This is a genomic window from Bradyrhizobium sp. CCH5-F6 (genome assembly GCF_001556045.1).
GTDB lineage: Bacteria > Pseudomonadota > Alphaproteobacteria > Rhizobiales > Xanthobacteraceae > Bradyrhizobium.
Map to the genome: position 1 here is coordinate 1 of NZ_LSIC01000029.1, position 23636 is coordinate 23636.

Annotated in this window: 30 protein-coding genes and 1 pseudogene; 18 read left to right on the forward strand and 13 right to left on the reverse strand. The window is 62.9% G+C overall.

What is annotated here, in order from left to right; all coding sequences use genetic code 11:
* Positions 1-129: 129 nt before the first annotated feature.
* Together AX729_RS05620 and AX729_RS05630 are read right to left on the reverse strand one after the other, a co-directional pair.
* Positions 130-1119 (reverse strand): HamA C-terminal domain-containing protein, encoded by a 990-nt coding sequence (locus tag AX729_RS05620; RefSeq protein WP_061020926.1) that lies wholly within the window; start codon positions 1117-1119, stop codon positions 130-132.
* A gap of 800 nt (positions 1120-1919) precedes the next feature.
* A complete protein-coding gene (locus AX729_RS05630) occupies positions 1920-2339 on the reverse strand; it encodes a hypothetical protein (RefSeq protein ID WP_156456746.1) in 420 nt (139 codons plus the stop codon).
* A gap of 77 nt (positions 2340-2416) precedes the next feature.
* Here AX729_RS05630 and AX729_RS05635 point away from each other — a divergent pair.
* Positions 2417-2821: pseudogene (locus AX729_RS05635) on the forward strand (ABC transporter ATP-binding protein); the annotation flags it as partial.
* A gap of 255 nt (positions 2822-3076) precedes the next feature.
* Here the strand turns inward: AX729_RS05635 and AX729_RS05640 are convergent.
* The 3 genes from AX729_RS05640 to AX729_RS05650 all read right to left on the reverse strand — a co-directional run bounded on the left by AX729_RS05640 (position 3077) and on the right by AX729_RS05650 (position 4982).
* Positions 3077-4150, reverse strand: coding sequence for a YeeE/YedE family protein (locus AX729_RS05640; RefSeq protein WP_061020934.1), 1074 nt, complete (start codon positions 4148-4150; stop codon positions 3077-3079).
* A gap of 73 nt (positions 4151-4223) precedes the next feature.
* A complete protein-coding gene (locus AX729_RS05645; protein WP_028137430.1) occupies positions 4224-4574 on the reverse strand; it encodes an ArsR/SmtB family transcription factor in 351 nt (116 codons plus the stop codon).
* Between the two features lie 36 nt (positions 4575-4610).
* Positions 4611-4982, reverse strand: coding sequence for a thioredoxin domain-containing protein (locus AX729_RS05650; RefSeq protein WP_061020936.1), 372 nt, complete (start codon positions 4980-4982; stop codon positions 4611-4613).
* 77 nt (positions 4983-5059) lie between these two features.
* On the opposite strand from AX729_RS05650, the gene AX729_RS05655 reads away from it, so the two are divergent.
* Positions 5060-5791, forward strand: coding sequence for a cytochrome c biogenesis CcdA family protein (locus AX729_RS05655; protein WP_061020937.1), 732 nt, complete (start codon positions 5060-5062; stop codon positions 5789-5791).
* On the opposite strand, the gene AX729_RS05660 is transcribed toward AX729_RS05655, so the two are convergent.
* Positions 5788-6396 carry a hypothetical protein gene (locus AX729_RS05660; RefSeq protein WP_245325072.1) on the reverse strand — a complete coding sequence of 203 codons (609 nt, stop codon included), beginning with the start codon at positions 6394-6396 and terminating at the stop codon, positions 5788-5790. The two genes, AX729_RS05655 and AX729_RS05660, sit on opposite strands and share 4 nt — an antisense overlap.
* A 236-nt stretch (positions 6397-6632) precedes the next feature.
* On the opposite strand from AX729_RS05660, the gene AX729_RS05665 reads away from it, so the two are divergent.
* From AX729_RS05665 to AX729_RS05725, 13 genes are all read left to right on the forward strand, one after another.
* A complete protein-coding gene (locus AX729_RS05665) occupies positions 6633-7169 on the forward strand; it encodes a SoxW family protein (protein ID WP_061020972.1) in 537 nt (178 codons plus the stop codon).
* Positions 7170-7299: 130 nt separating this feature from the next.
* The gene (soxX, locus tag AX729_RS05670) at positions 7300-7743 is read left to right on the forward strand and encodes a sulfur oxidation c-type cytochrome SoxX (RefSeq protein ID WP_061020941.1); all 444 of its coding nucleotides are present in this window, start codon (positions 7300-7302) and stop codon (positions 7741-7743) included.
* A gap of 19 nt (positions 7744-7762) precedes the next feature.
* Complete coding sequence (gene soxY / locus AX729_RS05675; protein ID WP_061020943.1) at positions 7763-8215, forward strand: thiosulfate oxidation carrier protein SoxY; 453 nt, start codon at positions 7763-7765, stop codon at positions 8213-8215.
* A gap of 19 nt (positions 8216-8234) precedes the next feature.
* Positions 8235-8561 carry a thiosulfate oxidation carrier complex protein SoxZ gene (soxZ, locus tag AX729_RS05680; protein ID WP_061020945.1) on the forward strand — a complete coding sequence of 109 codons (327 nt, stop codon included), beginning with the start codon at positions 8235-8237 and terminating at the stop codon, positions 8559-8561.
* Positions 8562-8606: 45 nt separating this feature from the next.
* The gene (soxA, locus tag AX729_RS05685; RefSeq protein WP_061020947.1) at positions 8607-9428 is read left to right on the forward strand and encodes a sulfur oxidation c-type cytochrome SoxA; all 822 of its coding nucleotides are present in this window, start codon (positions 8607-8609) and stop codon (positions 9426-9428) included.
* A 27-nt stretch (positions 9429-9455) separates the two neighbouring features.
* Entirely contained in the window at positions 9456-11147 is a 1692-nt protein-coding gene (gene soxB, locus AX729_RS05690; protein ID WP_061020974.1) for a thiosulfohydrolase SoxB, read from the forward strand.
* A 6-nt stretch (positions 11148-11153) separates the two neighbouring features.
* Entirely contained in the window at positions 11154-12422 is a 1269-nt protein-coding gene (gene soxC / locus AX729_RS05695; RefSeq protein WP_061020949.1) for a sulfite dehydrogenase, read from the forward strand.
* Positions 12406-13098: a c-type cytochrome gene (locus AX729_RS05700; RefSeq protein ID WP_061020950.1), complete on the forward strand. Its 693-nt coding sequence runs from the start codon at positions 12406-12408 to the stop codon at positions 13096-13098. Before soxC ends, AX729_RS05700 begins: the two co-directional genes overlap by 17 nt.
* Positions 13099-13139: 41 nt before the next feature.
* Positions 13140-13559: a DsrE family protein gene (locus tag AX729_RS05705; protein WP_502686899.1), complete on the forward strand. Its 420-nt coding sequence runs from the start codon at positions 13140-13142 to the stop codon at positions 13557-13559.
* A 14-nt stretch (positions 13560-13573) separates the two neighbouring features.
* Positions 13574-14479, forward strand: coding sequence for an alpha/beta hydrolase (locus AX729_RS05710; protein ID WP_061020952.1), 906 nt, complete (start codon positions 13574-13576; stop codon positions 14477-14479).
* A 278-nt stretch (positions 14480-14757) separates the two neighbouring features.
* On the forward strand, positions 14758-15849 hold the full coding sequence (locus AX729_RS05715; RefSeq protein ID WP_061020955.1) for a YeeE/YedE family protein: 1092 nt from the start codon (positions 14758-14760) through the stop codon (positions 15847-15849).
* Between the two features lie 110 nt (positions 15850-15959).
* Positions 15960-16511: a YeeE/YedE thiosulfate transporter family protein gene (locus tag AX729_RS05720; RefSeq protein WP_063817213.1), complete on the forward strand. Its 552-nt coding sequence runs from the start codon at positions 15960-15962 to the stop codon at positions 16509-16511.
* Positions 16512-16522: 11 nt separating this feature from the next.
* Entirely contained in the window at positions 16523-17074 is a 552-nt protein-coding gene (locus AX729_RS05725) for a YeeE/YedE thiosulfate transporter family protein (protein WP_061020957.1), read from the forward strand.
* 141 nt (positions 17075-17215) lie between these two features.
* On the opposite strand, the gene AX729_RS05730 is transcribed toward AX729_RS05725, so the two are convergent.
* From AX729_RS05730 to AX729_RS05745, 4 genes are all read right to left on the reverse strand, one after another.
* On the reverse strand, positions 17216-17533 hold the full coding sequence (locus AX729_RS05730) for an ArsR/SmtB family transcription factor (protein ID WP_061020958.1): 318 nt from the start codon (positions 17531-17533) through the stop codon (positions 17216-17218).
* 111 nt (positions 17534-17644) lie between these two features.
* Positions 17645-18427 carry a sulfite exporter TauE/SafE family protein gene (locus tag AX729_RS05735; RefSeq protein ID WP_061020960.1) on the reverse strand — a complete coding sequence of 261 codons (783 nt, stop codon included), beginning with the start codon at positions 18425-18427 and terminating at the stop codon, positions 17645-17647.
* 104 nt (positions 18428-18531) lie between these two features.
* Entirely contained in the window at positions 18532-18843 is a 312-nt protein-coding gene (locus tag AX729_RS05740) for a rhodanese-like domain-containing protein (protein WP_061020963.1), read from the reverse strand.
* 12 nt (positions 18844-18855) lie between these two features.
* Positions 18856-19179, reverse strand: a complete 324-nt coding sequence (locus AX729_RS05745) for an ArsR/SmtB family transcription factor (RefSeq protein ID WP_061020965.1) — start codon at positions 19177-19179, stop codon at positions 18856-18858.
* A gap of 94 nt (positions 19180-19273) precedes the next feature.
* Here AX729_RS05745 and AX729_RS05750 point away from each other — a divergent pair, with 94 nt between their 5' ends.
* Positions 19274-20158 carry an MBL fold metallo-hydrolase gene (locus AX729_RS05750; protein WP_061020967.1) on the forward strand — a complete coding sequence of 295 codons (885 nt, stop codon included), beginning with the start codon at positions 19274-19276 and terminating at the stop codon, positions 20156-20158.
* 722 nt (positions 20159-20880) lie between these two features.
* Positions 20881-21345 (forward strand): fasciclin domain-containing protein, encoded by a 465-nt coding sequence (locus tag AX729_RS05755; RefSeq protein ID WP_061020981.1) that lies wholly within the window; start codon positions 20881-20883, stop codon positions 21343-21345.
* An 88-nt stretch (positions 21346-21433) separates the two neighbouring features.
* Here AX729_RS05755 and AX729_RS05760 read toward each other — a convergent pair whose 3' ends face one another.
* Positions 21434-21760 carry a hypothetical protein gene (locus tag AX729_RS05760; protein ID WP_061020968.1) on the reverse strand — a complete coding sequence of 109 codons (327 nt, stop codon included), beginning with the start codon at positions 21758-21760 and terminating at the stop codon, positions 21434-21436.
* Positions 21761-21958: 198 nt separating this feature from the next.
* The gene (locus AX729_RS05765) at positions 21959-22183 is read right to left on the reverse strand and encodes a hypothetical protein (RefSeq protein ID WP_061020970.1); all 225 of its coding nucleotides are present in this window, start codon (positions 22181-22183) and stop codon (positions 21959-21961) included.
* Between the two features lie 269 nt (positions 22184-22452).
* Here AX729_RS05765 and AX729_RS05770 point away from each other — a divergent pair, with 269 nt between their 5' ends.
* Positions 22453-23412, forward strand: coding sequence for an N-carbamoyl-D-amino-acid hydrolase (locus AX729_RS05770; protein ID WP_061020983.1), 960 nt, complete (start codon positions 22453-22455; stop codon positions 23410-23412).
* Between the two features lie 43 nt (positions 23413-23455).
* Here the strand turns inward: AX729_RS05770 and AX729_RS40895 are convergent.
* Positions 23456-23636 (reverse strand): hypothetical protein (locus AX729_RS40895; protein ID WP_210183191.1); only part of this gene is annotated, 181 nt, incomplete at its 5' end.

A 23636-nucleotide genomic window follows, 5' to 3' on the forward strand; every position in this document is an offset into this window, starting at 1 on the left:
CTCAAATGTCACCGGGACTCTACTCATCGGTGGATGAAAGTTGGGGCTCAGGTCACCACGACAACTCTATATCGAGCGCAGCCTGCTGAAACTCGGCCGTATTCCAAACCTTGTCTGCCAGCTCCTGGATCACGAGGTTGGCCATCCGATTTTGGTTTGAAACTTGTCGCGCAAATCCTGGACGTCAGGTAGTGGCAATAGAAAGAGTTCGACGACGGCTTGATCTAGGCCATATCCCTTAAGCTTGGCAGCGATGCTCGGAGCTAGGATATTCAGATGCTCAGAGGCAAGAGCGGAGAATTTCGCTTCGGCTTTCTCACCATCACTTTGGCTTATCTTGTTGTACCCGTTGAAGTCGAACCCTATTAGACAAGTTACGACGTCGAACCTCTTGTTGTAACTTTCGTTCATGGGGTTGAGAAAATCTAGAAGCTCTTGCTTCGCTTCCCCGCTCAAGCCTGAAAAGTCTACGTTGCGCTTAACGAGACCAATTTCATGGTCCATCTCTTCTGGGCTAAGCGCCTTTGAAATAGACTTAGCCGCGTCGGTGATCGCACCGCCAACGCTTGCATGAAATTTTGCCTCGCCCCAGTAAAGATAAAGCCGCTTTGTTGTCCCACAATAGCGGGCGTGTACGCCATCGGCGCCATGCACTGGCATCGCGGGGCTCGTCTTAAGCACCATCTTGGCGATGATCTGAGGAGCGCCGAGTACCCATTCTGTTAACAGGTACAATAACAGCTCGCCGCATTCGCCGTTGCGTCCTGTTTTTTCGGCTGCCTTTATGAATAGCTTGATGGCTTCCTGGTCGAGCTGTTTGGACGCGGCTCGAAATTCAGCTGGCGTCACTTTTCCATACTGTTGATCAAGCTCTTTGATCTCCCTCCGCGTTAGGGCGAAGGGCGTCATATAAAGTGAGATGGCTTCGACAAGCTCATGAACAGTTGGCTTGCCCTGCCGAAAGGCCGGGAAGTGAAGCCTGAGCGTTACTCCATCGCACTCACATGTTATGGCATGCTGCACCTCGCGGATGCGTGCGGCGAGGAACGAATAGTCGGCGCGCAGTGTTGCGACTACTGCTTCAAGATCAGGTTCAAGCTCGCTAATTGCGTCCGCCAAATTGCCTCCAAAGCCTCCGCGAGTGGCCGATTTCCAATCGCGTCAGCGTTGTCGAGCGCACCACATGGGTCCTCCCGACGGCATCTCGACTGACGGTTACATCGCGCCTTCAAGCAATCGTAGATTGATCGGCGTCGCGAGGGGAAAGTCTAGATGGGAAAAAGGCGCTACCCCCCGAAAAATGGTGTGAACAAAAAGCGAAAATCCCGAAAATCGACAATGGAAAGTCCTGGAGACTCGCTACTGGGTTACGCTCTCACGGACTAGTTTGAGTATCTTCATCGCGATGTCGGTCTCAAGCTCGACGTCAATTACCAGACGAGTTCTGCCTTCTAGCGAAGAAATCGCTTGGGCCGTTTGTAGGCCCGAGGGCTTTCTCGTTGGCGGAAAAAGTTCGCTAGGTTCGACGTCCAACGCCTTGCAAATGTATTTGAGGTTGACCGCAGAGGGCTCATTCTCGGCGCGGCAATAAGAAGAGATCAAATGTCTGCCAATGACATACGGCTTGCCCTTCTTGAGGTGGGTCTGAGGCACGTATTTGCTGGCCTCCCGGGCCAAGTCCGCGGCCGACCAATTTCGCTTTTCGATCTCAGTTCTCAATCGCAGGGAGAACGTTTTGAGGTGATCGGTAGAGCGGTCCCGTGCCATAGGACTTCATAGTCGGTAGAAGCGTTCCTTACAACTTCTACCGACCTGACAGCGCCCCCCGAAAACCCCCCGAGGATGAGCGGGAACGAAAGGGGAAGATCGGGTACAAAGCGTAACAAAAAAGCCAGAAAAATCAAACCGCTATTGACGGTCTAAAGCGTTCGGGACGCAGGGGTCGCAGGTTCGAATCCTGCCACTCCGACCATTATTTCAATGACTTGCCCAGCCTCGCGCGAGCACCGGACCGCGCCCTTGTGCCCCATTTGCACGTAAAATGCACGCCCGTTTTGCTGCCGCGGCGTGAGCCGTGTTGCCGTGATTGAGATGCGCGCCGGCCACCACCATTCCCGCCCCTTCAAGCCCGGCTTGATGGTGCAGGGCTTCTCGAGGTCCCACTTTCCGGTGTGCTCGTTGACCTCACGCAGGAAGGTCTCGTGTGCCGGATCGAGGTCGAGTTCACCCGTCCGGGCAGCTTGGCCTTGGTCACCAGGTTGCGCATCGCCGCCTTGATCGATTTCACCGCCTCGCCCCTTGGGGCAGGCGATCGGGCCGCTCGTGACGTCTTGAGCCAAGGCACCGCCCATTCGCTCTGGGCAGTTTTTCAGGCTAGCCGCTCTCGCGGGGGAAGCCCGATGCGGTTCAAGCGTCACACGCGACACTGCGGCTGAAGATTCTCGACCTCGCGCTTCGGCCGTTCGACACCCTCTCCGGCGGCCAGCGGCAGCTCGCAAGCCTTGCGCAGGCACTGGTGCGCCGGCCGCGGGTGCTTCTGCTGGACGAGCCGACCAGCGCGCTCGACCTGCGCTATCAGCAGCAGGTCATCGCCAATGTGCGAGAGGAAGCACGAAAGGGCACCATCGTGATCATGGTGCTGCACGACTTGCAGGCCGCCGCGTCATGGGCGGATGCGGTGATGGTGCTGAGCGAAGGCAACTTGTTTGCGAGCGGTCGTCCGCAGGAGGTGATCACGGCGTCGATGCTGGCAGATGTGTACGGCATCGACGCAGTCGTGGAGCATACTGCGGGAGGCGGACTGCATATCCAGGTCGGCTGAGCGCACAAGCTCGTCGAGCCTACCGATGGGGCGGTCGTTTGCCGACCCCTACCCGTACCGTTGATTTCGGGCTGTCGGCTCGTGCGGATGTCGATCCGGATCGCTCTGGCGAGCGAGCTGCTCTCGTCCGAGCAGAACAAGCTTCCGGATGCGATGAAGATGCTTTCCTCAGCGCCGTCGCGTAAAAGTTTCATGTCGTCCAACCCCTCTGGAAGCAAAGGGCACGGAAGGCAGAGACCCTGCTGACAAAGCTGGTTACGTGCCGAACAGCCTGCGCACTGCTGGCAACCACTCGCCCGTCATCGTGAACTCGAGCCCGAGCCGGGCGCCGGCGGCAATCGCCAGCATGGTGATCGGGGCCGAGAGTGCGAGTGATGAGAATGCGGTCAATCCCTGGCCAATGGTGCATCCCATCGACATGATCCCGCCGATACCCATCAGAAGGGCGCCGGCCAGATGCCGTTTTAGCTCGCGAGCGTCATCGCAGGCTTCCCAGCGGAAGCCGCGCGAGAGCAATGCGGCGCCAAGAGACCCCGCCACGACACCGGCGACGGACCCGATACCAAAATTCAACCGCGCGCCAGAGAAGGTCGCGATGTAGAGAATCGCGTCGCCGAGCGGAGCGACGAAGGTGAGCGAGGAGACCCGCGCCGGGTCGAATTCGTCATCTGCCAGCCATCCGGTCGAAAACCAACCGAAGGCGACCGCGGCGCCGACTGCGAAGGCGGAGGCCAAGAGGCGCGGCGATCGGATTAGTCTGCCATCTGCGAGGGCCCAGAAGGCAAGCGCAGCGGCAATCGAAACGACGAGGAGTGCTCGCATCGTGCTCCCCGCGCCGAGCAGCGAGGTCAGCGTCTGGTTGTTGCCTTCCGAGAGCCGTAGCGACAATGGCTCGATCAGCATCACGCGCAGGACGCCGGTAATGCCTCTCATGGTGGCGAGTGCCGAAAGGCCGAGCACGAGAAAAACCACGATGGCCCGTAGATCGCCGCCGCCGACGCGCACCAGTGTGCCGAAGCCACAGGTGCCTACGAGCGCCATGCCTACGCCGAACATCAGTCCGCCGATGATCGCGCCGCCAAATCCGATCGACGATGTCAGGTAGATCGAACGCGACAGGTCGACGACGCCGAATTCGGCGAGGCCTTGCGTGGCCAGCAGGGCCACGGCGGCGGCCAGCGCAAAGGATTTGAGCCGGCGAAAATCCGACCCGAAGAATGCATCCTCGAGCATTGCAAGCGTGCAGAATCGCCCCGCTCGCCCCGCAACGCCGAGCACGCCTCCGGCGGCAAGTCCGCATGCAAAAGCTATGGTCGAAGGGCTCAGCATTCCTCCCGGGGGGCGTTCGTTCTGCTTTTCGGGCAGTCTGCGCCGGGAAGGCTCGAAAATCCAGCGCGGAAGATTAACGGCGCCGCCGCCGCACCGGCTCGCAGAACACGTCGTAGACGGCGGTGAGAATCTTGCGAACGTCCTCGCTGGCGAGGCTGTAATAGATCGTCTTGCCGTCGCGGCGGGTCGTCACCAGCCGATCGAGTCTCAGCCGCGCGAGCTGCTGCGAGACGGTCGACTGCCGCTCGCCCAGGAACTGCTCGAGCTCGGTCACCGATTTCTCGCCCTCGGCGAGGATGCAGAGCAGCAGCAATCGGGACTCATGCGACAGGGCCTTGAGCATGTCGCTCGCCTCGCGCGCCTTCTCGATCATCTGCTCGAGCTCGGCGGAGCCCTCGATCTCCTTCAACTTTGGCAACGGCATCGCGTCATATTCTCCGACCAAGATTCCCGAGAGCGGTCACGACCTTCCCGGTTCCGATCCTGCGTTCGACAAGATCCGGTTCAGAAGGCCGAAGAAGTAGGCATTTCCCGGATAACCGCGAATTCGCCCGATCTCCCGGCCCTCTTTTACCACGACGAAAGTCGGCGTGAAGGCGCCGGGATCGATTCCGGCGAGATCCGCCGGCAGGGGGGCGCCGAGGTCGACGCGACGCAGCGGCGCGGCTTGGCTTTCCTCGGTCCTGTCGTAGATCGGCGCGATCTCGGCGTTGAAGCGTGCGCACCAGAGGCACCCGGAGCGCTCGAACATGACGAGCTCGGCGGCGCGCGAGCTCGTTGCCGCGAGCGCGAGCGCGGCCAAGACCACGAACGATGCGATGATTCGGCTCATCCCTTACACAAGGACCTCTGGACTTCCTCGCCCCTTTATATCATTAAATTCGCATATGTACTAGGGATGGGACGCAGATGACCTTGGACGTCACGCTTGGCGCGGCCTTCCTCGCGGGGCTTTTGTCGTTTCTGTCGCCCTGTATCCTGCCCCTGGTTCCGCCCTTTCTCTGCTACATGGCCGGTGTCTCGATCACCGACCTGTCGGACCGTCAACCCGACCTGCGGCCGCGCATCCTGGTCTCCGCCCTGGCCTTCGTGGCCGGCTTCTCCCTGGTCTTCGTCGCGCTCGGCTCGACGGCATCGATCGCGGGGCGCTTCATCTCCGCGCATCTGTCGACGCTTGGCGTCATCGCCGGAGGCCTGATCATCGCAATGGGCCTGCATTTTCTCGGCGTGATCAGGATTCCGCTGCTTTATCGCAGTGCGGCCGTGCAGGTCGACAACCGCCCGGCCGGCGTAGCGGGCGCCTTCGTCATGGGCCTGGCGTTCGCGTTCGGCTGGACGCCCTGCGCAGGTCCCATTCTCGCCGCGGTCCTGGTGATGGCGGGCTCGGAGGAGACTACGGGGCGAGGCGCGTTGCTGCTCTCGGCCTATTCGGCCGGGACCGGCGTTCCGTTCCTGATCGCGGCCGCCTTCACCGGCAGATTTGTTGCCGCGCTCGGCCGTGTGCGCCGCCATCTCGCACTGGTCGAGAAGGCGATGGGCGCCTTTCTCGTTGCAACAGGTCTGACGTTTCTCACCGGTCTCATGCCGGCGGTTTCGGAATGGCTGCTTGATCGTTTCCCGGGGCTGACCGGCGTCGGCTAACCGTAGCGGAAATCGAGCAGCTGGGCGTAGGACTGCAGTTCGATCAGGTAGCGATGCGCGAGCGGCGCGTCACCGGACATGACCGCGCGAGCAAGCTCTCCACTGCTCGCGATCGCGCCATCGATGAGGCGGCGGAACTCAACCTGAGCGGAAACTTCGGCGCTCGCCCAGTCGTTGCAGCGCTGCAGCCGGTCACGGAACGCGCCCGCGGTCGCAATCGCATCCCCGGCGTGCGCGGCTGTTGGCTGCTCGCCGAACCGAGCGGCTGCGACGCGCAGATTCTCCATCGCCGGCGCGATCTCGAACACGCAATCGCCGAGATCGTAGAAGCCCGAACGGCGGCGGAGCTCATGGAATGACTGGCGCAGCGCAAGCAGCTCGCGGCGGGCGGCGGCATCGTCCCCGCCGTCCAGCGCTTGCATTATCGCCGCCAGTCGTGCGCCGCCTGCGGCCAGAAACTCGGCCAGCTCGTCACCGGGCAGCGCAACGCCCGCGGCGGCCTCCTGAAGCTTCTTCCACGCGGCCACGGCCTCCTCATTCTCCATCTGTGCCAGCCCGATGTTCCCGGTGCGCGCATAGCTCGCGGCCGTGCGCAGATTGCCCATGATCGGACCCATTGCGGGCATTAGAGCCGCAAGATTGCCGGCCTCCGCGCCGAACGCGAGCGCGGTCGAGGCCAGCCAAGCCGAGAGAACGATGACGCAGCGCAAGACGAGAAGTCCTTGTCATATTCCAGTATTCGAATATCATAATAAAAACGACCAACCTGCAACATCTTCGGAGGCGGAAACTCGCGATGTCCTTGGGCAGGCCCACGCGGCGCGGATTTCTCACGCTGGCCATGGGAGCCGGTGTTGTCGCAGACCGCAGCCAGGCGGTGGCCGAGCCAACACTTGGCGAGGACGGGCTCTATCACCAGTCCTGGTTTCTCCAGAGCTTCCTCGATCTGCGCGAGGACCTTGAGAGCGCTGCCGCCAGCAGCAAGCGCCTCGCCATCATGTGGGAGCTGCGCGGCTGTCCCTATTGCCGCGAAACGCATCTGGTGAACTTCGCTGATGCCGACATTTCGAAATACGTTCGCGACAATTTCGAGGTTCTGCAGCTCAACCTGATCGGCTCCCGCAGGGTCACGGACTTTGATCGCCAGGAACTGTCCGAGAAGGATCTCGCCCAGAAATACGGGATCCGATTCACGCCGACGTTCCAGTTCTTTCCGCCATCGCCCGATGGGCTCGAAGCGAAGGAGGCGATGGCGCGCGAAGTGGCACGGGCACCCGGCTATCTCAAGCCGCGGCATTTCTTGGCGATGTTCCGCTTTGTGCGGGAGCGCGCCTACGAGCGCGGCTCGTTCAGGGACTTTCTCGCCGCCAACGGCTAGGTCCGCAGTGTCCCTGGAATTTGTCTTGACGCCGCTGATTACATCATCATATCATGATAATTGAATTTGTTGGATTGTGAGTCCATCATAAAACGAGGCGGGCGTCACCTCGCCATCAAGGGTAGGAAACATGCGGCGCTCGCTCGCGGCTGTGTTTGCACTATGTCTTTCGGCCGGAGGCGCGTTCGCGCAGGAGCCGATCAAGCTCGACATCGTCGATGACGCCCTGCCAAAATCGTTGACCGGTACACCGGGCAATCCCGATGCCGGCAAGAAGGTGTTCCTGACACGCACGCTCGGCAATTGCCTGGCCTGCCACCAGGTCACCAGCCTGAAGTCCCAGGAATTTCACGGCGAGTTCGGCCCGTCGCTCGACGGCGTCGCGGGCCGCTACAGCGAGGCACAGCTTCGCCTCATCGTCGCGGACCCCAAGCGCATCTTCACCGACACGGTCATGCCGGCGTTCTTCAGGAACGACGGCTTGAGCCGGGTGCGCCCGGAATTCGTCGGCAAGTCGATTCTGACGGCCGCCCAGGTCGAGGACGTGGTCGCTTATCTCAAGACGCTGAACTGACGGCGAGGAGGACTAAGGAATGAAAGCCATCAATCGACGGCAGGCATTCGCACTCGGGGGCGGCTTCGTCATGCTGAGCCTGATGCCGATGGCGGCCGATGCCGAAGTGAGCAATGACGCCGCGAAGTGGATCGAGAAGTTCACTGGCGGCAAGCAGCCGGTCAAGGGCAAGATCGCGCTCGATCTGCCGGAGATCGCGGAGAATGGCAATACCGTGCCGCTGTCGCTCACGGTCGAGAGCCCGATGACGGCGGAATCCTATGTCAAGGATGTCATGCTTCTCGCCGACGGCAATCCGAATGCGGGCGTTGCAACGCTGACGTTCACGCCGCTCTCGGGCAAGGCGGAAGCCTCGGTCCGCATCCGGCTGGCAGCCACCCAGAATGTGGTTGCGATCGCCCGAATGAGCGACGGCTCGCTGTTCACGGAGCAGAAGACCGTCAAGGTCACGATCGGCGGCTGCGGCGGCTGAAGTCAAAAGGAGACGGACGATGGCAGAGAAACCGCGCCTCAAGCTTCCGAAGGAAGCGGCCAAGGGCGAAATCATCCAGATCAAAACCCTGGTCTCGCACGTCATGGAATCGGGCCAGCGCAAAGATGCGCAGGGCAAGCCGATTCCGCGCAAGATCATCAACAAGTTCACCTGCGAGTTCAACGGCAAGCCGGTCTTCAGCTGCGCGCTGGAACCCGCGATCTCGGCCAACCCCTACATCCAGTTCAGTGCAAGGGTGGACGAGGCAGGGACGTTCAAGTTCGCCTGGACCGATGACGACGGCTCGGTGATCACGGCCGAAGAGAAGATCGCGCTCAAGGCCTAGTGCCTTGGAGCTTGTAGTGCCTTGCAGCTTCAAGGGAGAGGGCGGATGCTGTCGCGATACTCTGGACTCGCTGTCGCGATCGCCGCGGCCGCATCGGTGGCGACGTGTGCCTCCGCGCAGGAGGCCGAACGCAAGGGCATTCCTGCTCCTCCCGGACACGTCTTCGAGACCATCATCTCCGGCTACCAGTTCCGCAGCAAGGAGACGCGCGCGCTGCAGGACGACGATCTCGAAAATCCGGGATTCCTCGCCGTGGAACGTGCGGCGGATGCCTGGAAGAAGGTCGAGGGCAGTGAAGGCAAGTCCTGCATGAGCTGCCATGGGGAGGCCGGGACGAGCATGAAAGGCGTCGGCGCGGCGATGCCGAAATGGGACGACAAGCTGAAGAAGCCGGTCAATCTCGAGCAGCGCATCAACATCTGCCGCACCGAGCACATGAAGGCGGAGCCCTGGAAATTCAAATCCAGGGAGCTGACCGACATGACCACTTTCGTGCGATACCAATCGCACGGCATGCCGGTGACGGTGAAGACCGACGGACCGATGTCGCCGTGGTTCGAGCGTGGCAAGCAGACCTACTACACGCGCTATGGCCAGCTCGATCTCGCCTGCGCCTCGTGCCACGAGCGCAACAATGGCAAGTTCATGCGTGCGGACTTCCTGAGCCAGGGCCAGACCAACGGCTTCCCGACGTATCGGCTGCGCGACCAGCGTGTGGTGCCGCTGCATGAGCGGTTCGAAGGCTGCATGTTCGACGTGCGTGCCGAGCCGTTCAAGCCGCTGTCGGACGACTTCCTTGCGCTCGAGCTCTACGTGGCCTGGCGCGGCATAGGGCTGCCGGTCGAGACGCCGTCGGTGCGCAATTGAAACGATGAGTATACAGGAGCATTGCGCGTGATCTCTCGCCGCGAGTTCATCCAGGTTGCTGCGGCAACGGCTGCACTTTCGATCGGTCAGGGCTCGGGCCTGACCCGGGCGGTCGCCCAGCAACGCCTGACAGAGAAGGAGTTGCTGGCGTTCGACTCGCTCGGCAACGTCACGCTGGTGCATGTCACCGACATTCACGGTCAGCTCATGCCGCTCTACTTCCGGGAACCTTCGACCAATCTCGGGGTGGGAGACGCAAAGGGGTTGCCGCCGCACGTCACCGGTAGGGAATTTCTCAGCCGCTTCGGCATCGCGCCGGGCTCTTCGGCAGCCTATGCCCTGACGTCGGAGGATTTCGAGGCGCTGGCCAGGACCTATGGCCGGATCGGTGGTCTCGACCGCGCCGCTACCGTGATCAAGGCCATTCGCGCCGAGCGCGGCGACAAGGTTGCGCTGCTCGACGGCGGCGACACCTGGCAAGGATCGTGGTCTTCGCTGAAGACGCGCGGTCAGGACATGATCGACTGCATGGCGTTGCTCAAGCCCGACGCCATGACTGGACATTGGGAGTTCACTTACGGCACCGAGCGCGTCAAGCAGGCGATCGAGGGCCTCGGCTTCCCGTTCCTCGGGCTCAATATCCGTGACACCGAATGGAACGAGGCGGCCTTTGACGCCTCGACCATGATCGAGCGTGGCGGCGTCAAGATCGCGGTGCTCGGTCAGGCCTTCCCCTATACGCCGGTCGCCAATCCGCGCTGGATGATCCCGAATTGGTCGTTCGGCGTGCGCGAGGAGGACGTCCAGGTACAGGTCGACAAGGCTCGCAAGGGTGGCGCGCAGCTGGTCGTGCTGCTCTCGCACAACGGCTTCGACGTCGACCGCAAGCTTGCGAGTCGCGTCAAGGGCATCGACGTCATCCTGACCGGACACACCCATGATGCGTTGCCCGAGGCAGTGAAGGTCGGCAAGACCCTGCTGATTGCGTCGGGCTCGTCCGGAAAGTTCGTGTCGCGGCTCGACCTCGATGTCCGTGACGGCGAGGTCAAGGCGTTCCGCTACAAGCTGATTCCGCTGTTCTCCGATGTGATCGCGGCGGACGCCGAGATGGCCGCGAAGATCGCCGAGGTGCGCAAGCCCTTCGCGTCCGACCTCGCCAGGGTGCTCGGCAAGACGGATTCGCTGCTCTATCGACGCGGCAATTTCAACGGCACGTTCGATGACCTGATCTGCCAGGCACTCATGCAGGAGCGCGACGCCGAGATCGCGCTCTCGCCCGGCTTCCGCTGGGGCACGAGTGTGCTGCCGGGGCAGGACGTCACCTTCGAGGACGTCACCAACGCGACCGCGATTACCTATCCGGCGGTGTACCGCATGGGCATGACGGGCTCGCGGTTGAAGGAGATCATCGAGGACGTCGCCGACAATCTTTTCAACGTCGATCCCTACTATCAGCAGGGCGGCGACATGGTGCGGATCGGCGGCCTCTCTTACGCGATCGATGTCACCAAGCCGCAGGGCAGCCGCATCTCGGACATGCAGTTGGTCAAGACCGGCGCGCCGATCGATCCCGCCAGGGAGTATCAGGTCGCTGGCTGGGCCAGTGTCAATGAAGGAACCGAAGGACCGCCGATCTGGGACGTCGTGGGCAATTATCTGACCCGACAGAAGACCGTTCGCCTCGAACCCAACAGAGCCGTCAAAGTGACCGGAGCGTAAGAAGCGATGTCGAAGATGGACAGTCCCCGGCAATCCCGACGCAGTTTCCTGGCCGCTGGCGCCGGCGTTGCGGCGTCGGTGCTCGCAAAGCCCGCCTTGGCCGGCGGCAATCCGGCGAACCAGCCTCCAAACGTGCCGGAATGGACCAAGTCGCTCGGCGAAGGCGTCGCCGTGCGTCCGTACGGCAAGCCGTCGAAGTTCGAGAAGGACGTCATCCGGCGGGACGTCGAATGGCTGACCGCCTCACGCGAGTCCTCGGTGAGCTTCACACCGCTGCACGAACTCGAAGGCATCATCACCCCGAACGGTCTCTGTTTCGAGCGGCATCACGGCGGCATCGCCGAGATCGACCCGGCCGATCATCGCCTGATGATTCATGGGCTGGTCGAACGTCCGCTCATTCTCACGCTGGACGAGCTGAAGCGCTATCCGCGCGTCAACCGCATCCACTTCATGGAATGCGCGGCGAACTCAGGGATGGAATGGCGCGGCGCCCAGCTCAATGGCTGCCAGTTCACCCACGGCATGATCCACTGTGTGCAGTATACCGGCGTCTCGCTGCGTACCCTGCTGGAAGAAGCCGGCGTCAAGGCCAACGGCAAGTGGCTGCTGGTCGAAGGGGCAGATGCGGCCGCTATGGATCGAAGCCTGCCGATCGAGAAGGCGCTCGACGACTGCATCATCGCCTACAAGATGAACGGCGAGGCGCTCTATCCCGAACAGGGCTATCCGATGCGGCTCGTGGTGCCGGGCTGGCAGGGCAATCTCTGGGTCAAGTGGCTGCGCCGCATCAAGGTCGGTGACCAGCCCTGGCATACCCGCGAGGAGACGTCGAAGTACACGGATCTCCTGCCGAGCGGCAAGGCGCGCCGCTTCACCTGGTCGATGGACGCCAAGTCGGTGATCACGAGCCCGAGCCCGCAGGCACCAATCAGGCACGGCAAGGGTTTTACCATCGTCTCCGGGCTTGCCTGGAGCGGCAACGGCAAGGTCAGGCGCGTCGACGTTTCGCTCGACGGCGGCCGCAACTGGTGGCCCGCGCGGCTCGACGGGCCCGTTCTCGACAAGGCGTTGACGCGCTTCTACTACGAGTTCGACTGGAACGGCGAGCCGCTGCTGCTGCAATCGCGGGTCCAGGACGAGACTGGATACGTGCAGCCGAGCAAGGCCGAGCTGCGCAAGATTCGCGGCGTCAACTCGATCTATCACAACAATGGCATCCAGACCTGGCACGTGCAGGCCAGCGGTGAGGTCGAGAATGTCGAAGTCGCCTAGGTTCATTGCTGCCGTACTGATGACTTGCGCGCTGAACGCTCAGGCGCTTGCGGAGCAGAAGCCGGACGCCAGGAGCGCTCCCCGCTATCACATCGGCCGCGCGCCAACCGCGGACGAGATCCGCGGCTGGGATATCGATGTGCGGCCCGACGGCCAGGGCCTGCCGGAAGGCAAGGGCACGGTCGCCCAAGGCGAAAAGCTGTTCATGGACAATTGCTCGAGCTGCCACGGCGAGTTCGGCGAGGGTAGCGGCCGCTGGCCGGTGCTCGCCGGCGGCAAGGGCTCGCTGGCCTCGGACAACCCGGTCAAGACGGTGGGTTCGTACTGGCCGTACGCGTCCACCGTGTTCGACTACGTCCGTCACGCCATGCCCTATGGCAATGCCCAGTCGCAGTCGATCGACGAGTATTATGCGCTGGTCGCCTACGTTCTCTACCTGAACGACGTCGTCACCGACCAGAACTTCGAGCTGAGCAACAAGAACCTCGCCACGATCAAGATGCCGAACGAGCAGGGCTTCGTGATGGACGATCGCGCCACGAGCGAGAAATCGTTCTGGCAGAAGGATCCCTGCATGAAGAATTGCATCGCGCCGGTGAAGATCACCGGGCGTGCCGCTGCGATCGACGTCACGCCCGAGGACAACAAGAACGGGAAGTCACGGGGCGTGGAGTGAGACGCGGCCGGGCGAGCCGTCGCGAATTCTTTCGCGGTCTGATCGCTGCCGCCCTCATCGTGACAAGTCCCGCCGCCTCGTCCCGGGCCGCCGAGCCGCACAGGCTCGCGCTGCAGATCAGCGACGACGACCCGGGCAAGATGCGCGCCGTCCTCGATGTTGCGGCCAACGTCTCGCGGCATTATTCCGGGCAGGGCGAGGACGTCGAGATCGTGGTGGTTGCCTTCAACGGCGGCCTCGACATGCTGCTCGAGGACCGTTCGCCGGTGAAGGAGCGCCTGCTGAACTTCCTGAAATCGATGCCCAATGTGAGCTTCATCGCGTGCGGGAACACGCTGGAGACGCTGGCGGCGAAGGAGGACAAGCGACCGCCGCTGATCGAGGGCGTCAGCGTCACACAGGTCGGGGTTGCCGCGTTGATGGATCTTGCGGAGAAGAACTGGACGATTGTCCGGCCCTAGGGAGAGAGCCGCCGATGCGATGGTTGATGGGACTGGCAGTCTTGCTCGCGCTCGCGAGGCCCGCAGGTGCTGCCGAGCAGGAGCTCGAACTGTCGGTCGACGGCCGCACGACGCTCGCGACCTTGCGTACCCCAGGCGCGATGAGGCCCGATACGCCGCTCGTGGTGATGACCCACGGCACGCTCGCGCACAAGGACATGGAAGTCATCCAGGGCGTTGCCAAGGCGCTGGAGCAGCGCGGCATCGCTTCGATCGCACATACGTTGTCGCTGGGGCTCGATCGCCGCAAGGGCATGTATGACTGCGCCGCGCGGCATGATCACGTCATCGAGGATGCAGTTGCGGAGATCGGTGCCTGGGTCGCGCGGGCGAGGGGCATGTCCCGGCTCGTGATCGCGTTCGGTCACTCGCGCGGCGGCAACCAGGTCGTGCGGTATCTCGCAGCGAGCGAGACCCCTCCGGTGGCGGGTGCGGTGCTGCTGGCGCCGGTGACCGCGAAGGCCGAGGCCGACTTGCGCGCCTCCTACGCGCAGACCTATGGCAAGCCGCTCGAGCCGTCTCTGGAACTGGCGACGAAGGCGATCGCGGCGGGCCGCGGCGGGGAGTGGATGGATGTACCGGGCTTCATCTATTGTCGCAATGCCGTGGTCACCGCGCGGGCCCTGATGTCTTTCTACGGTCCCGACGCCGGCCAGGACACGGCCGCGCTCGTGGCGCGTGTGAAGCCGCCGGTGCTGGTCCTCGCCGCGACCAAGGATACCGTCGTGCCCGACGTGGCAGCTTCCTTCGCGTCGCTTGCCGGTTCGAGCGGGGGCAGGGTTCAGCTCGACAGCATCGAGGATGCCGATCATTTCTTCCGCGACCTGTTCGCGGAAGACGTCGCCGACCGGATCGCCGAGTTCGTCAATCAGATACGATAGGAAAGGCCATGCAGCGTCGATCCATGCTTCGCGCGAGCCTTGCCGGATCACTTGGTGCTTTCTCGGCAATCTTCAGAACCACGTCGCCGGCGGCGGCCTTGACGCCTGCGCCGGCACGATGAAGGCGCAGGGCGGCAGGCTGGACGACCTCACGCCGGCTCGTCTCCCTGAGTCCGCTCTGACCCGGCATCCTGTCGCGTCGGAGCTTTGATCTGGCTCATGGGACGCGACGACGAGATCGCTAGAACTGCAAGCTCGCAGGAACAGCCGAGGCGGACGTGCTGACGCCGATCATCGATCTCTTGGGTGAAGACCGGCTGTCATGGCTCGGCGGGCTCCTGGTCGGAGGCCTGTTCGGGTTCTTCGCCCAGCGCAGCCGCTTCTGCCTGCGCGCCGCGGCGGTCGAATTCTCCCGTGGGCAGGGTGGACCGCGCCTTGCCGTCTGGCTGCTGACCTTTGCTGCGGCGCTGGTCGGCACACAGGCTCTGGTCGGGCTCGGCTGGCTCGACGTATCCGAGGCGCGCCAGCTCGCTCAGCAGGGCAGCATCTCCGGCGCGCTCGCGGGTGGCGTGATGTTTGGCTGCGGGATGATCCTGTCGCGCGGCTGCGCCAGCCGACTGCTCGTGCTCTCCGCCAATGGCAATCTGAGAGCCCTGCTTTCGGGGCTGGTGTTTGCAGTGACCGCCCAGGCCGCTTATCGCGGCCTGTTGTCGCCCGCACGCGAATGGGTGACCAATCTGTGGCTGGTCGGTGGCGGACCATCGCGCGACGTCATGGCCGTGTTCGGTGCTGGCACCGCCGAGAAGCTCGCATTTGGGGGATTGTGGTTGATTGCCGGATTGGCGTTCGCCTTTCGCAGCAACCTGCCACGCGGCCTCATCCTCTCCGCGCTTGCCACGGGAGCGGCAGTCGTTGCCGGCTGGCTCTTCACCTACCAGCTCGCGCAGGCCTCATTCGCACCCGTGACACTGAAGAGCCTCACCTTCAGCGGGCCTTCGGCCGAGTTGCTGATGCTGGTGCTGAACAGTTCGCAGCTCCGGCTCGGCTTCGACCTCGGCATCATTCCCGGCGTATTCCTCGGCTCATTCGCCGCAGCGGCGCGCGCCGGTGAGCTGAAGTTGGAAGGATTCTCGGACGGGCTTGGCATGAGGCGCTATCTATTCGGCGCGGTGCTGATGGGGTTCGGTGCGATGCTCGCGGGCGGCTGCGCGGTCGGCGCCGGGGTGACCGGTGCCTCGGTATTTGCGCTGACGGCTTGGCTCGTGCTTGCCGGCATGTGGCTCGGGGCAGGGCTGACCGATCGCCTTGTCGACCGCGCCGGCATACCGCGACCGCGCCAGGCGACAAACTCGCCGGCGTCGGGCGCCTGATCCTTTATTTTAGAGATTGCTAAATAAAATTCCTTGAATATGATTTTCGCCGATGCGCGCCGATCGAGCCGCAGGAACGCGGCAACGCGCCGCTCCCCGGGGAATGGCACATGACCACCATCACGGAAAGCTACGTTCGCGAAGCGCCGCGCACCGCGCGGATCGACTGGTCGCCGTATCTCGTCGGCGCCGGAATCGGACTGTTGAGCTGTATCGCTTTTGCAGTATTCGGCGATCCGCTCGGCGTCACCACCGCCTATTCGCGCATCGCCTCGTTGTTCGCCGTCCCGGTGATCGGGCCGGAGGCTGTGGCGCAGAATTCCTACTGGAAGAGCATGCCGTTAAAGTGGGATTACGGCGTTTGGTTCCTCGTCGGCATACCGTTCGGCGCGTTCGTCTCGGCGGTGATGTCGGGCACCTGGCGCCTCGAGCTCGTGCCGGATGTCTGGAAGGAGCGGTTCGGCCCCTCAGTTGCGAAACGTTTCGTCGCCGCGTTCCTTGGCGGAGCCGTGATCATGTATGGCGCCCGGCTTGCCGGCGGCTGCACCAGCGGGCACGGCATTTCCGGCGGTTTGCAGCTTGCGGTCTCGAGCTGGCTGTTCCTGGCGGTCATGTTCGCCACCGGACTCGTCGTCTCCGCCCTCATGTTCCGTACGCGGTAAGGAGAATTGAGATGACCGCAATGATGACAATCCTTGGGCCGGTACTGATGGGTGCAGCCTTCGGTTTCCTCCTGCAGCGAGGCAAGGTGACGAGCTGCAACGTGATCGAGAATCAGTTTCGGTTGCGCGACTTCACCGTGCTGAAAGTGATGGGCACGGCGATCGTGGTCGGCGGCATCGGCGTGCTGCTGCTCGTCGACACCGGCAACACGAAATACTATGTGAAGGATGCCAACATGCTGGCAGTCGCGCTCGGCGCCGCACTGTTCGGCGTCGGCATGGTGGTCTACGGCTACTGTCCTGGAACGGCGCTTGGGGCCATCGCAACCGGTAGTGTCCATGCTCTCGTCGGCGCGCTCGGTATGGTCGCCGGCGCCATCCTCTATGCGCTGAGCTTCGACTGGCTGAAGGCCCACGTGCTCAAAGTCGGGGCGCTGGGCAAGGTTCGCCTCCCGGACGTGACGAACATCCCCGATATCGTCTGGTTCGCCGCATTGGCAGTCGGTGCGGGGCTGTTCTTCTGGTGGATCGAATCCACTGAGGCCAGGCAGAAGAAAGGCTAAAGTATGATCCGGAAAAGTGCGAGGCGGTTTTCCGGAAAGATCATGCGTAGACAACAACCTAAAGCGCGATGACGATTCATCCAAATCTCATCGCGCTTTAGGCGAGTCCTGCTGCCCGCACCGAGGTGCGCGGAGGCGAGTTCACCGTTTGCGAGGGCGACAGAAGAGCCGGTGCAGGTTTGAAAACAGCTCTTCGACCCGCCGGTCTGCGATGCGATACCACATTGTTTGGCCGTCGCGTCGGGCAGCGACGACGCCCTCTGCCTTCAGCTTGGCGAGGTGTTGGGACAGTGCCGAGGCGGAAAGGCCGACGTCTTCGGCGAGAGCACTTGCGGCAATCTCGCCATACTCCACCAGCCTGCAAAGGATGAGCAGGCGGTGCTCATTCGCGAACATGCGCATGAGCGCAGCCACCTCCTTGGCCTGTCGCTCCAGTTCGGTCGTGTTCAAGCGGCGCATCACGGCGGTTTCAATAGCATCTGTACTGCCGCAGTCAAACACGCTCGCACGAGGCACATTCGATCGGTGGCGGCGGCAAGGAGAAGAACGAGCGATCCGGGCCGGTCGGCCTCAAGTTGCCGACAGGTACCGGAACAGGACATAGATCGCGACCGCGAATATCAGCCCGGAAAAGATGGAGGTCAGAAGGCCACGGCGAGCGCCGAGCGACTTCGCCAACCGCGCACCGATCAGGCCTCCGAAGATTCCGCCCGTGACGAAGAGGAAGGCGATTTGCCAGTCGATCAGGCCGGAGACGGCGTAGTTCGCCGCCGTGGTCAGCCCGAACGCTGCGACAGCAACGAGCGACGAGCCGATGGCATTCAGCATTGGCATGCCGGTCGCCATCACGAGCGCGGGGACGATGAGAAAGCCGCCGCCGATCCCGAAGAAGCCGGACAACACCCCGACTCCGAGACCTGACGCAATCAGCTTCGGCAGGTTTTCCTTGGACAATCTGACGCCGGGATCGCCGAGATAGGCGCGATTTCGCAGCATCAGGCCGCCTACGACCATCATCAACACGGCGAACAGGGCGAGCAGTCGCTGCCCGTCCATGATCTTGCCGAGGGTCGAGCCAAGATAGGCGCCGACCACACCGGCGCTCGCGAAAAGCGTGGCGCAGCGCCATTTCACATTTCCGCTGCGGGCATGCGTCACAAGGTTGGCGGCCGCATTGACGGCCACGGCGATCGCGCTCGTGCCGATCGCTACGTGCGGATCATTCAGGCCGACCACATAGACCAGGAGCGGAACGGCGAGGATCGAGCCGCCTCCGCCGACAAGTCCGAGCGAGAATCCCACGAGGACGCCGGAGGCCGCGGAGAGAGCCGCTTCTGTCAAGAGCGAATGCATTGCGGAACTCCAAGGACCGGTCCGTCCAGGTCGGCGGCTTGGCTTCGGTGCCCGGGAACGCGGCCCCTGCGGGCCGCGTGCCGGCTTCGGCCGGGATCGGATCGTTACACGGGCAGTCCGGATCTCTTCCAAGCATCCAAGCCGCCGTCGAGGATGTAGGCTTTGCAGGCGCCGTTCAGTTTCGCCGCGAGGCGGGAGGCGTTGATCGCGGTTCGGGCGCCACTCTTGCAGTGAAAGATTACGGTTGCTCCCGCTTTTACCGCCAGTTCAGCTTCGTGCAGTCGAGACAGCGGAAGATGATGAGCGCCCGTGATGTTCTCTCGGGCGAATTCGTCCGCTTCGCGGATGTCGACGAGAATGGCGCCCTGGTCGACGAGACGGCGCGCGGCCGTGGGATCGATTTTCGGAAGTGACATCACAACTCCTTTTCAACGTGGTTTGATTGGCCTGCAGTACAGCTCGTGTAAGGTCGCCAACAGCTTCTCGATGCGAGGATCGGCGATCCGGTACCAGGACTTCTGACTTTCGCGCCGGTACGTCACGAGGCCTTCATCGCGCATCCTTGCCAGATGCTGCGACAGTGCCGACTGGGACAGGCCGACGGAATCGGCGAGGGAATTGACGGTGGCCTCTCCCAGTTCCACGAGCCGGCAGAGGATCAGCAGCCGCCGCTCGTTGGCAACGGCTCGCAGCAAGTTCGCGATATCGCGGGCCGCATTTTCGATGCCTTGTGAGTTGAAGACGAGCGTCACATCCGCCTCAGCAATTATTTAGACATTGCTAAATTAGGAAGAGCTAATATATCTGTCAAGACCCCGGGCATCGAAACCATGTAGGAGATGAGCGATGGCGAAGCCGATCATCAAAGCCTTTTTCGACGAGCCGACGAACACGGTCAGCTATCTGGTAGCCGATCCTGCGACCAAGGGAGCTGCCGTCATCGATCCCGTGCTCGACTACGACCACAACTCGGGCGCGGTCGATGCGCGTTCCGTCAAGGCGATTCTTCGAAAGGCCGAAGAGGAGGGCTTTCGTATCCTATGGGTGTTGGAGACGCATGCTCATGCCGATCATCTCTCCGGGGCTCCCTACATCAAGGCCAGGACCGGCGCCCCGATCGGGATCGGCGAGCATATCAAGGATGTTCAGCGCATCTTTCGGCCGGTCTTCAACGCCGTTGACCTGGCGACGGACGGCAGTGACTTCGACCATCTATTCAAGGATGGCGAGCATTTCCGAATAGGTGAGCTCGACGTCGAGGTTCTGCACACGCCGGGTCACACGCCGGCGGACGTGTCTTACAGAATCGGCGATGCGGTGTTCGTCGGCGACACGATCTTCATGCCAGACTACGGCACGGCGCGCGCCGACTTTCCCGGGGGCGACGCGCAGCGATTGTATCGCTCGATCAGGCGGCTGCTCGCGCTGGCTCCCGAGACCCGGCTGTTCATGTGTCACGACTATAAGGCTCCTGGTCGCGACGAATACGCCTGGGAAACGACGGTCGCGGAACAGCGGAGCAAGAACGTTCACGTGAAGGAAGGCGTCCCCGAGGACGACTTCGTGCGCATGCGCGCCAAGCGCGACGCCACGCTTGCCGCACCGCGTCTGCTTTTGCCTTCGATCCAGGTCAACATCCGGGCGGGGAAATTTCCGCCCAAGCAGGCCAATGGCGTACGCTACTTGCAGATCCCGGTGAAAATGAAGGACGACGCCGAACTCGGCCTATGAGGGGGTGAGCATCGCCCGGAAGATTGACGTTCTCGCGCGGCATCTGGAAAGAGGTCGCGTGAGATCGAAAGAGTCTCTCCCTGCGGCCATCCTTCGAGACGCCCGCCATTGGCGGGCCCTCAGGATGAGGACCGCATGCGTGACGGCAATCTCCACAGGCAAGGATGCCGCTCAGCCTCTTCCCGAGGACGAGGCGCTCGCTCACGTCCCGCCAAGAACTCATATGCGATTTGCCAGCAACGAGAGAGGCGCGGTCTGTCGCCGATTGCAGGGTGATTTGGAGGCGTTTCCGGCCTGCCCTGCATCGCGGGGAATGACACGCGCGGCGCGGAAGCAAGCGGGATTGATAGTCTCCCGCTCCCCGCGCAGCGGCTCGGGGACATCCTGATCGAGACCCTGAGCTTGGGTCATCCGTCCGGCCCACCATCACGCGCCAGGAGTACATTGGCACCATCTGGGACTGGCGCGGCAGTACGACGCGGGTGCGCGATGACAAAGGGCCGTGCGTGCCCTTTGGGACCTTCCGGCGACGCGAGCTGGCGGATCTTTGAGCAGGGCAGTGATCCATCGGTCGCGAGGCTTCGTTTCATTCAGGTCGATCGTAACCGATCGCACGATGGATGCGCCATGTCGGGTGCACCCATCGCGTCGACATGGATTGAATCACAATTTTGGAGAACCTGATGACGCCCGCAATTCGTTCGTTCGTGGCCGGAGCGGCCATGGTCGCTGCGCTGATTGGTCCATCCGTGGCGCGCGCCGCCGATATCGTGGACACTGCAGTTTCCGCCGGCCAGTTCACGACCCTGGTGACAGCCGTCAAAGCCGCCGGTCTGGTGAAGACGCTCAAGAGCAAGGGCCCGTTCACGGTGTTCGCGCCCAACGACGCGGCCTTCGCCAAGCTGCCGCCCGGAACGGTCGAATCGCTGTTGAAGAACAAGGCAAAGCTCGCGGCGATCCTGAAGTATCACGTCATTCCGGGCCGCGTGAAGGCTGCCGACGTAGCCGGCAAGTCGTTGCAGGTGGCAACTGTTCAGGGCCAGCCCATCAGCGTCGACGGACGCTTCGGCGTCCGCGTCAACGACGCGCACGTCATCCAGCCGGACATCGAGACCTCCAACGGCGTCATCCACGTGATCGACACGGTGCTGCTGCCCCCGGCCCGCGCAAAGAAGATGCACCACTGATACGGCCAAATATCGAGTACCTGGCCGTTGCGACGGCCGGGTATTTTCCGAATGCACTGAGAGAGTTTCGCTGTAGTCTCGACGAGGACTACCGCCGCGTCACCAATACGCCCACCAGAAACGCCACCACCAGCGACGGCAGCGGCGCCTCGCGCACCATGCCGCGCACGATGTCCGGCCAGCGCTGCTCCGGGACCAGTCTCGGCGATCGCATGTTGGGTGCCGGCTCGATGCCCCAGCTCGATGCGAGCTCGGCGATCTCGCTCTGCGCCAGACGCACGCCGTCGCGGACGCGGAAGACGGCTGCCTCGGATCGTTCGCGGGGCGCAAGCTGCACCAGCGTCTCGATGGCGGTGCGCAGCGTCATCTCGCCGTAGCCTTGCAGCCTCACCGACTCCTCTGGATCGGTCGTCATGCGAAGTCTCTCACGGGGCGAAGTGGCGCGAGGCGACGTCCGCCGCGCACAGGACCAGCGGGGATACCGCGCCCGCCACGCCGCGCGCGAGATGGGCGCGCGTCAGGTGTCTGCTCATGTTTGTGCTCCATGCTCTGCATGGAAATGGCGGCGGCGGAACTTGGTTCCCCCGCGTGCGCTGCAAATCGGCGGGCCCGGCTACTTCCGCAGCAGCTCGCTCAAGGCCGCCGTCGCCTCGGCGCAGCGGATATCGTCAATCTCGCGCGACAGGCTGAGCGCGCTCGATCTCAGCTCTTCGAGCTTCCAGCTGTCCGGATGCTGGGTTTCGAGCTGCCCGAGACGTTTGTTCAGATCGTCCAGTCTCGATTGAAGCTGCCCGATGCTGGCGGCCCCGTTCACTTTCCAAACGCGTTGTGCACGCATCGTCGTTCCCCTGCTAGTCTCACGACCTTGTGAGAGGGGTTCGTGGCCGGAATGGGAGTTTGTTTTGACGGCCTTCAGACCGTGGGGAACCGTTGCAGATCGGCAACGGAACTCCGAGAGTTTCGCGCGCGCTCCTCCCGCGCCCTCACGATGATACAGGCAGGCACGGAACTTGATTGTGCCGTCTGGACGGGGCCGAGGCGGCCTGTGCGCGCGGTCCATCGCTGGATAGGCTTCAGGCCCGACGCATTGAAACATGAGGAATGAGCGTGGCGAGATTTGTGACCATCGCGGCCGGCCAGCTCGGCCCGATTGCGAGGAGCGAGAGCAGGACGGCCGTCGTTGCGCGGCTGATGGCCTTGATGCGCCAGGCTCGGGCTTGCGGCTGCGACCTGATCGTCTATCCCGAGCTGGCGCTGACAACTTTCTTTCCGCGCTGGTACTTCGAGGACCAGTCCGAGATCGACAGCTTCTTCGAGCGCGAGATGCCGGGTCCTGAAACGCAGCCGCTGTTCGATCTGGCGCGCGAGCTCGGTATCGGCTTCTGCCTCGGTTACGCCGAGCTGACGGCAGACGCGGGAATCGCCAGGCGCTACAACACGTCCATTCTGGTCGACAAGCGCGGCGCGATCGTCCTGAAGTACCGCAAGGTCCATCTGCCCGGCCATGCCGAGCACGAACCGTGGCGCGAATTCCAGCATCTGGAAAAGCGCTATTTCGAGCCGGGCAGCGGCTTCGGCGTCGTCGATGCCTTCGGTGGCGTGATGGGCATGGCGATCTGCAACGACCGCCGCTGGAGCGAGACCTATCGCGTGATGGGCCTGCAGGGCGTCGAGTTGGTGATGATCGGCTACAACACACCGGTGCACAATCCGCCCGCGCCCGAGCACGACGACCTCTCGCTGTTCCACAACCATCTGGTGATGCAGGCCGGCGCCTATCAGAACGGCACCTTCGTGGTCGGCGTCGCCAAGGCGGGCGTTGAGGAGGGCGTCGACCACATCGGCGGCAGCTGCATCATCGCGCCCTCGGGCGAGATCGTGGCGGCCTGCACGAGCAAGGGCGACGAGATCGCGCTGGCGCGTTGCGATCTCGACCTCTGCAACTCCTACAAGCGCACCACCTTCAATTTCGACATTCACCGCCAGCCGCGGGCCTACGGGATGATCGTGGAGCGCAAGGGCGTGACGACGATGGCGGATGGCACGCCGGTCGGCGCGAAGGGGTGATCTGCTCTGCATAGCCCGGGTGAGCGCAGCGATACCCGGGACTTCACGCGCAGGGATCCCGGATGTCGCTTCGCTCATCCGGGCTACGGGACCGGACTGTGTCGCCCTCTGTCAATCCGATATCGCGAAAATATTCCACTTTACCGAATTTCTGATTTGCCGTATGTGCCGTCCATCCCGGCTCATTCTTGAGGGGCGATCGTGTGGTCGTCATGTTCGCGAGC

Excerpts from the sequence above, each read along its gene's own strand:
- AX729_RS05640 (WP_061020934.1), bottom strand. The coding sequence starts at position 4,150 with ATGCTGAGCCCTTCGACCATAGCTTTTGCATGCGGACTTGCCGCCGGA.
- AX729_RS05645 (WP_028137430.1), bottom strand. The coding sequence starts at position 4,574 with ATGCCGTTGCCAAAGTTGAAGGAGATCGAGGGCTCCGCCGAGCTCGAG.
- AX729_RS05650 (WP_061020936.1), bottom strand. The coding sequence starts at position 4,982 with ATGAGCCGAATCATCGCATCGTTCGTGGTCTTGGCCGCGCTCGCGCTC.
- AX729_RS05655 (WP_061020937.1), top strand. The coding sequence starts at position 5,060 with ATGACCTTGGACGTCACGCTTGGCGCGGCCTTCCTCGCGGGGCTTTTG.
- AX729_RS05660 (WP_245325072.1), bottom strand. The coding sequence starts at position 6,396 with ATGGGCAATCTGCGCACGGCCGCGAGCTATGCGCGCACCGGGAACATC.
- AX729_RS05665 (WP_061020972.1), top strand. The coding sequence starts at position 6,633 with ATGGGAGCCGGTGTTGTCGCAGACCGCAGCCAGGCGGTGGCCGAGCCA.
- soxX (WP_061020941.1), top strand. The coding sequence starts at position 7,300 with ATGCGGCGCTCGCTCGCGGCTGTGTTTGCACTATGTCTTTCGGCCGGA.
- soxY (WP_061020943.1), top strand. The coding sequence starts at position 7,763 with ATGAAAGCCATCAATCGACGGCAGGCATTCGCACTCGGGGGCGGCTTC.
- soxZ (WP_061020945.1), top strand. The coding sequence starts at position 8,235 with ATGGCAGAGAAACCGCGCCTCAAGCTTCCGAAGGAAGCGGCCAAGGGC.
- soxA (WP_061020947.1), top strand. The coding sequence starts at position 8,607 with ATGCTGTCGCGATACTCTGGACTCGCTGTCGCGATCGCCGCGGCCGCA.
- soxC (WP_061020949.1), top strand. The coding sequence starts at position 11,154 with ATGTCGAAGATGGACAGTCCCCGGCAATCCCGACGCAGTTTCCTGGCC.
- AX729_RS05700 (WP_061020950.1), top strand. The coding sequence starts at position 12,406 with ATGTCGAAGTCGCCTAGGTTCATTGCTGCCGTACTGATGACTTGCGCG.
- AX729_RS05710 (WP_061020952.1), top strand. The coding sequence starts at position 13,574 with ATGCGATGGTTGATGGGACTGGCAGTCTTGCTCGCGCTCGCGAGGCCC.
- AX729_RS05720 (WP_063817213.1), top strand. The coding sequence starts at position 15,960 with ATGACCACCATCACGGAAAGCTACGTTCGCGAAGCGCCGCGCACCGCG.
- AX729_RS05725 (WP_061020957.1), top strand. The coding sequence starts at position 16,523 with ATGACCGCAATGATGACAATCCTTGGGCCGGTACTGATGGGTGCAGCC.
- AX729_RS05730 (WP_061020958.1), bottom strand. The coding sequence starts at position 17,533 with ATGCGCCGCTTGAACACGACCGAACTGGAGCGACAGGCCAAGGAGGTG.
- AX729_RS05735 (WP_061020960.1), bottom strand. The coding sequence starts at position 18,427 with ATGCATTCGCTCTTGACAGAAGCGGCTCTCTCCGCGGCCTCCGGCGTC.
- AX729_RS05740 (WP_061020963.1), bottom strand. The coding sequence starts at position 18,843 with ATGTCACTTCCGAAAATCGATCCCACGGCCGCGCGCCGTCTCGTCGAC.
- AX729_RS05750 (WP_061020967.1), top strand. The coding sequence starts at position 19,274 with ATGGCGAAGCCGATCATCAAAGCCTTTTTCGACGAGCCGACGAACACG.
- AX729_RS05755 (WP_061020981.1), top strand. The coding sequence starts at position 20,881 with ATGGTCGCTGCGCTGATTGGTCCATCCGTGGCGCGCGCCGCCGATATC.
- AX729_RS05760 (WP_061020968.1), bottom strand. The coding sequence starts at position 21,760 with ATGACGACCGATCCAGAGGAGTCGGTGAGGCTGCAAGGCTACGGCGAG.
- AX729_RS05765 (WP_061020970.1), bottom strand. The coding sequence starts at position 22,183 with ATGCGTGCACAACGCGTTTGGAAAGTGAACGGGGCCGCCAGCATCGGG.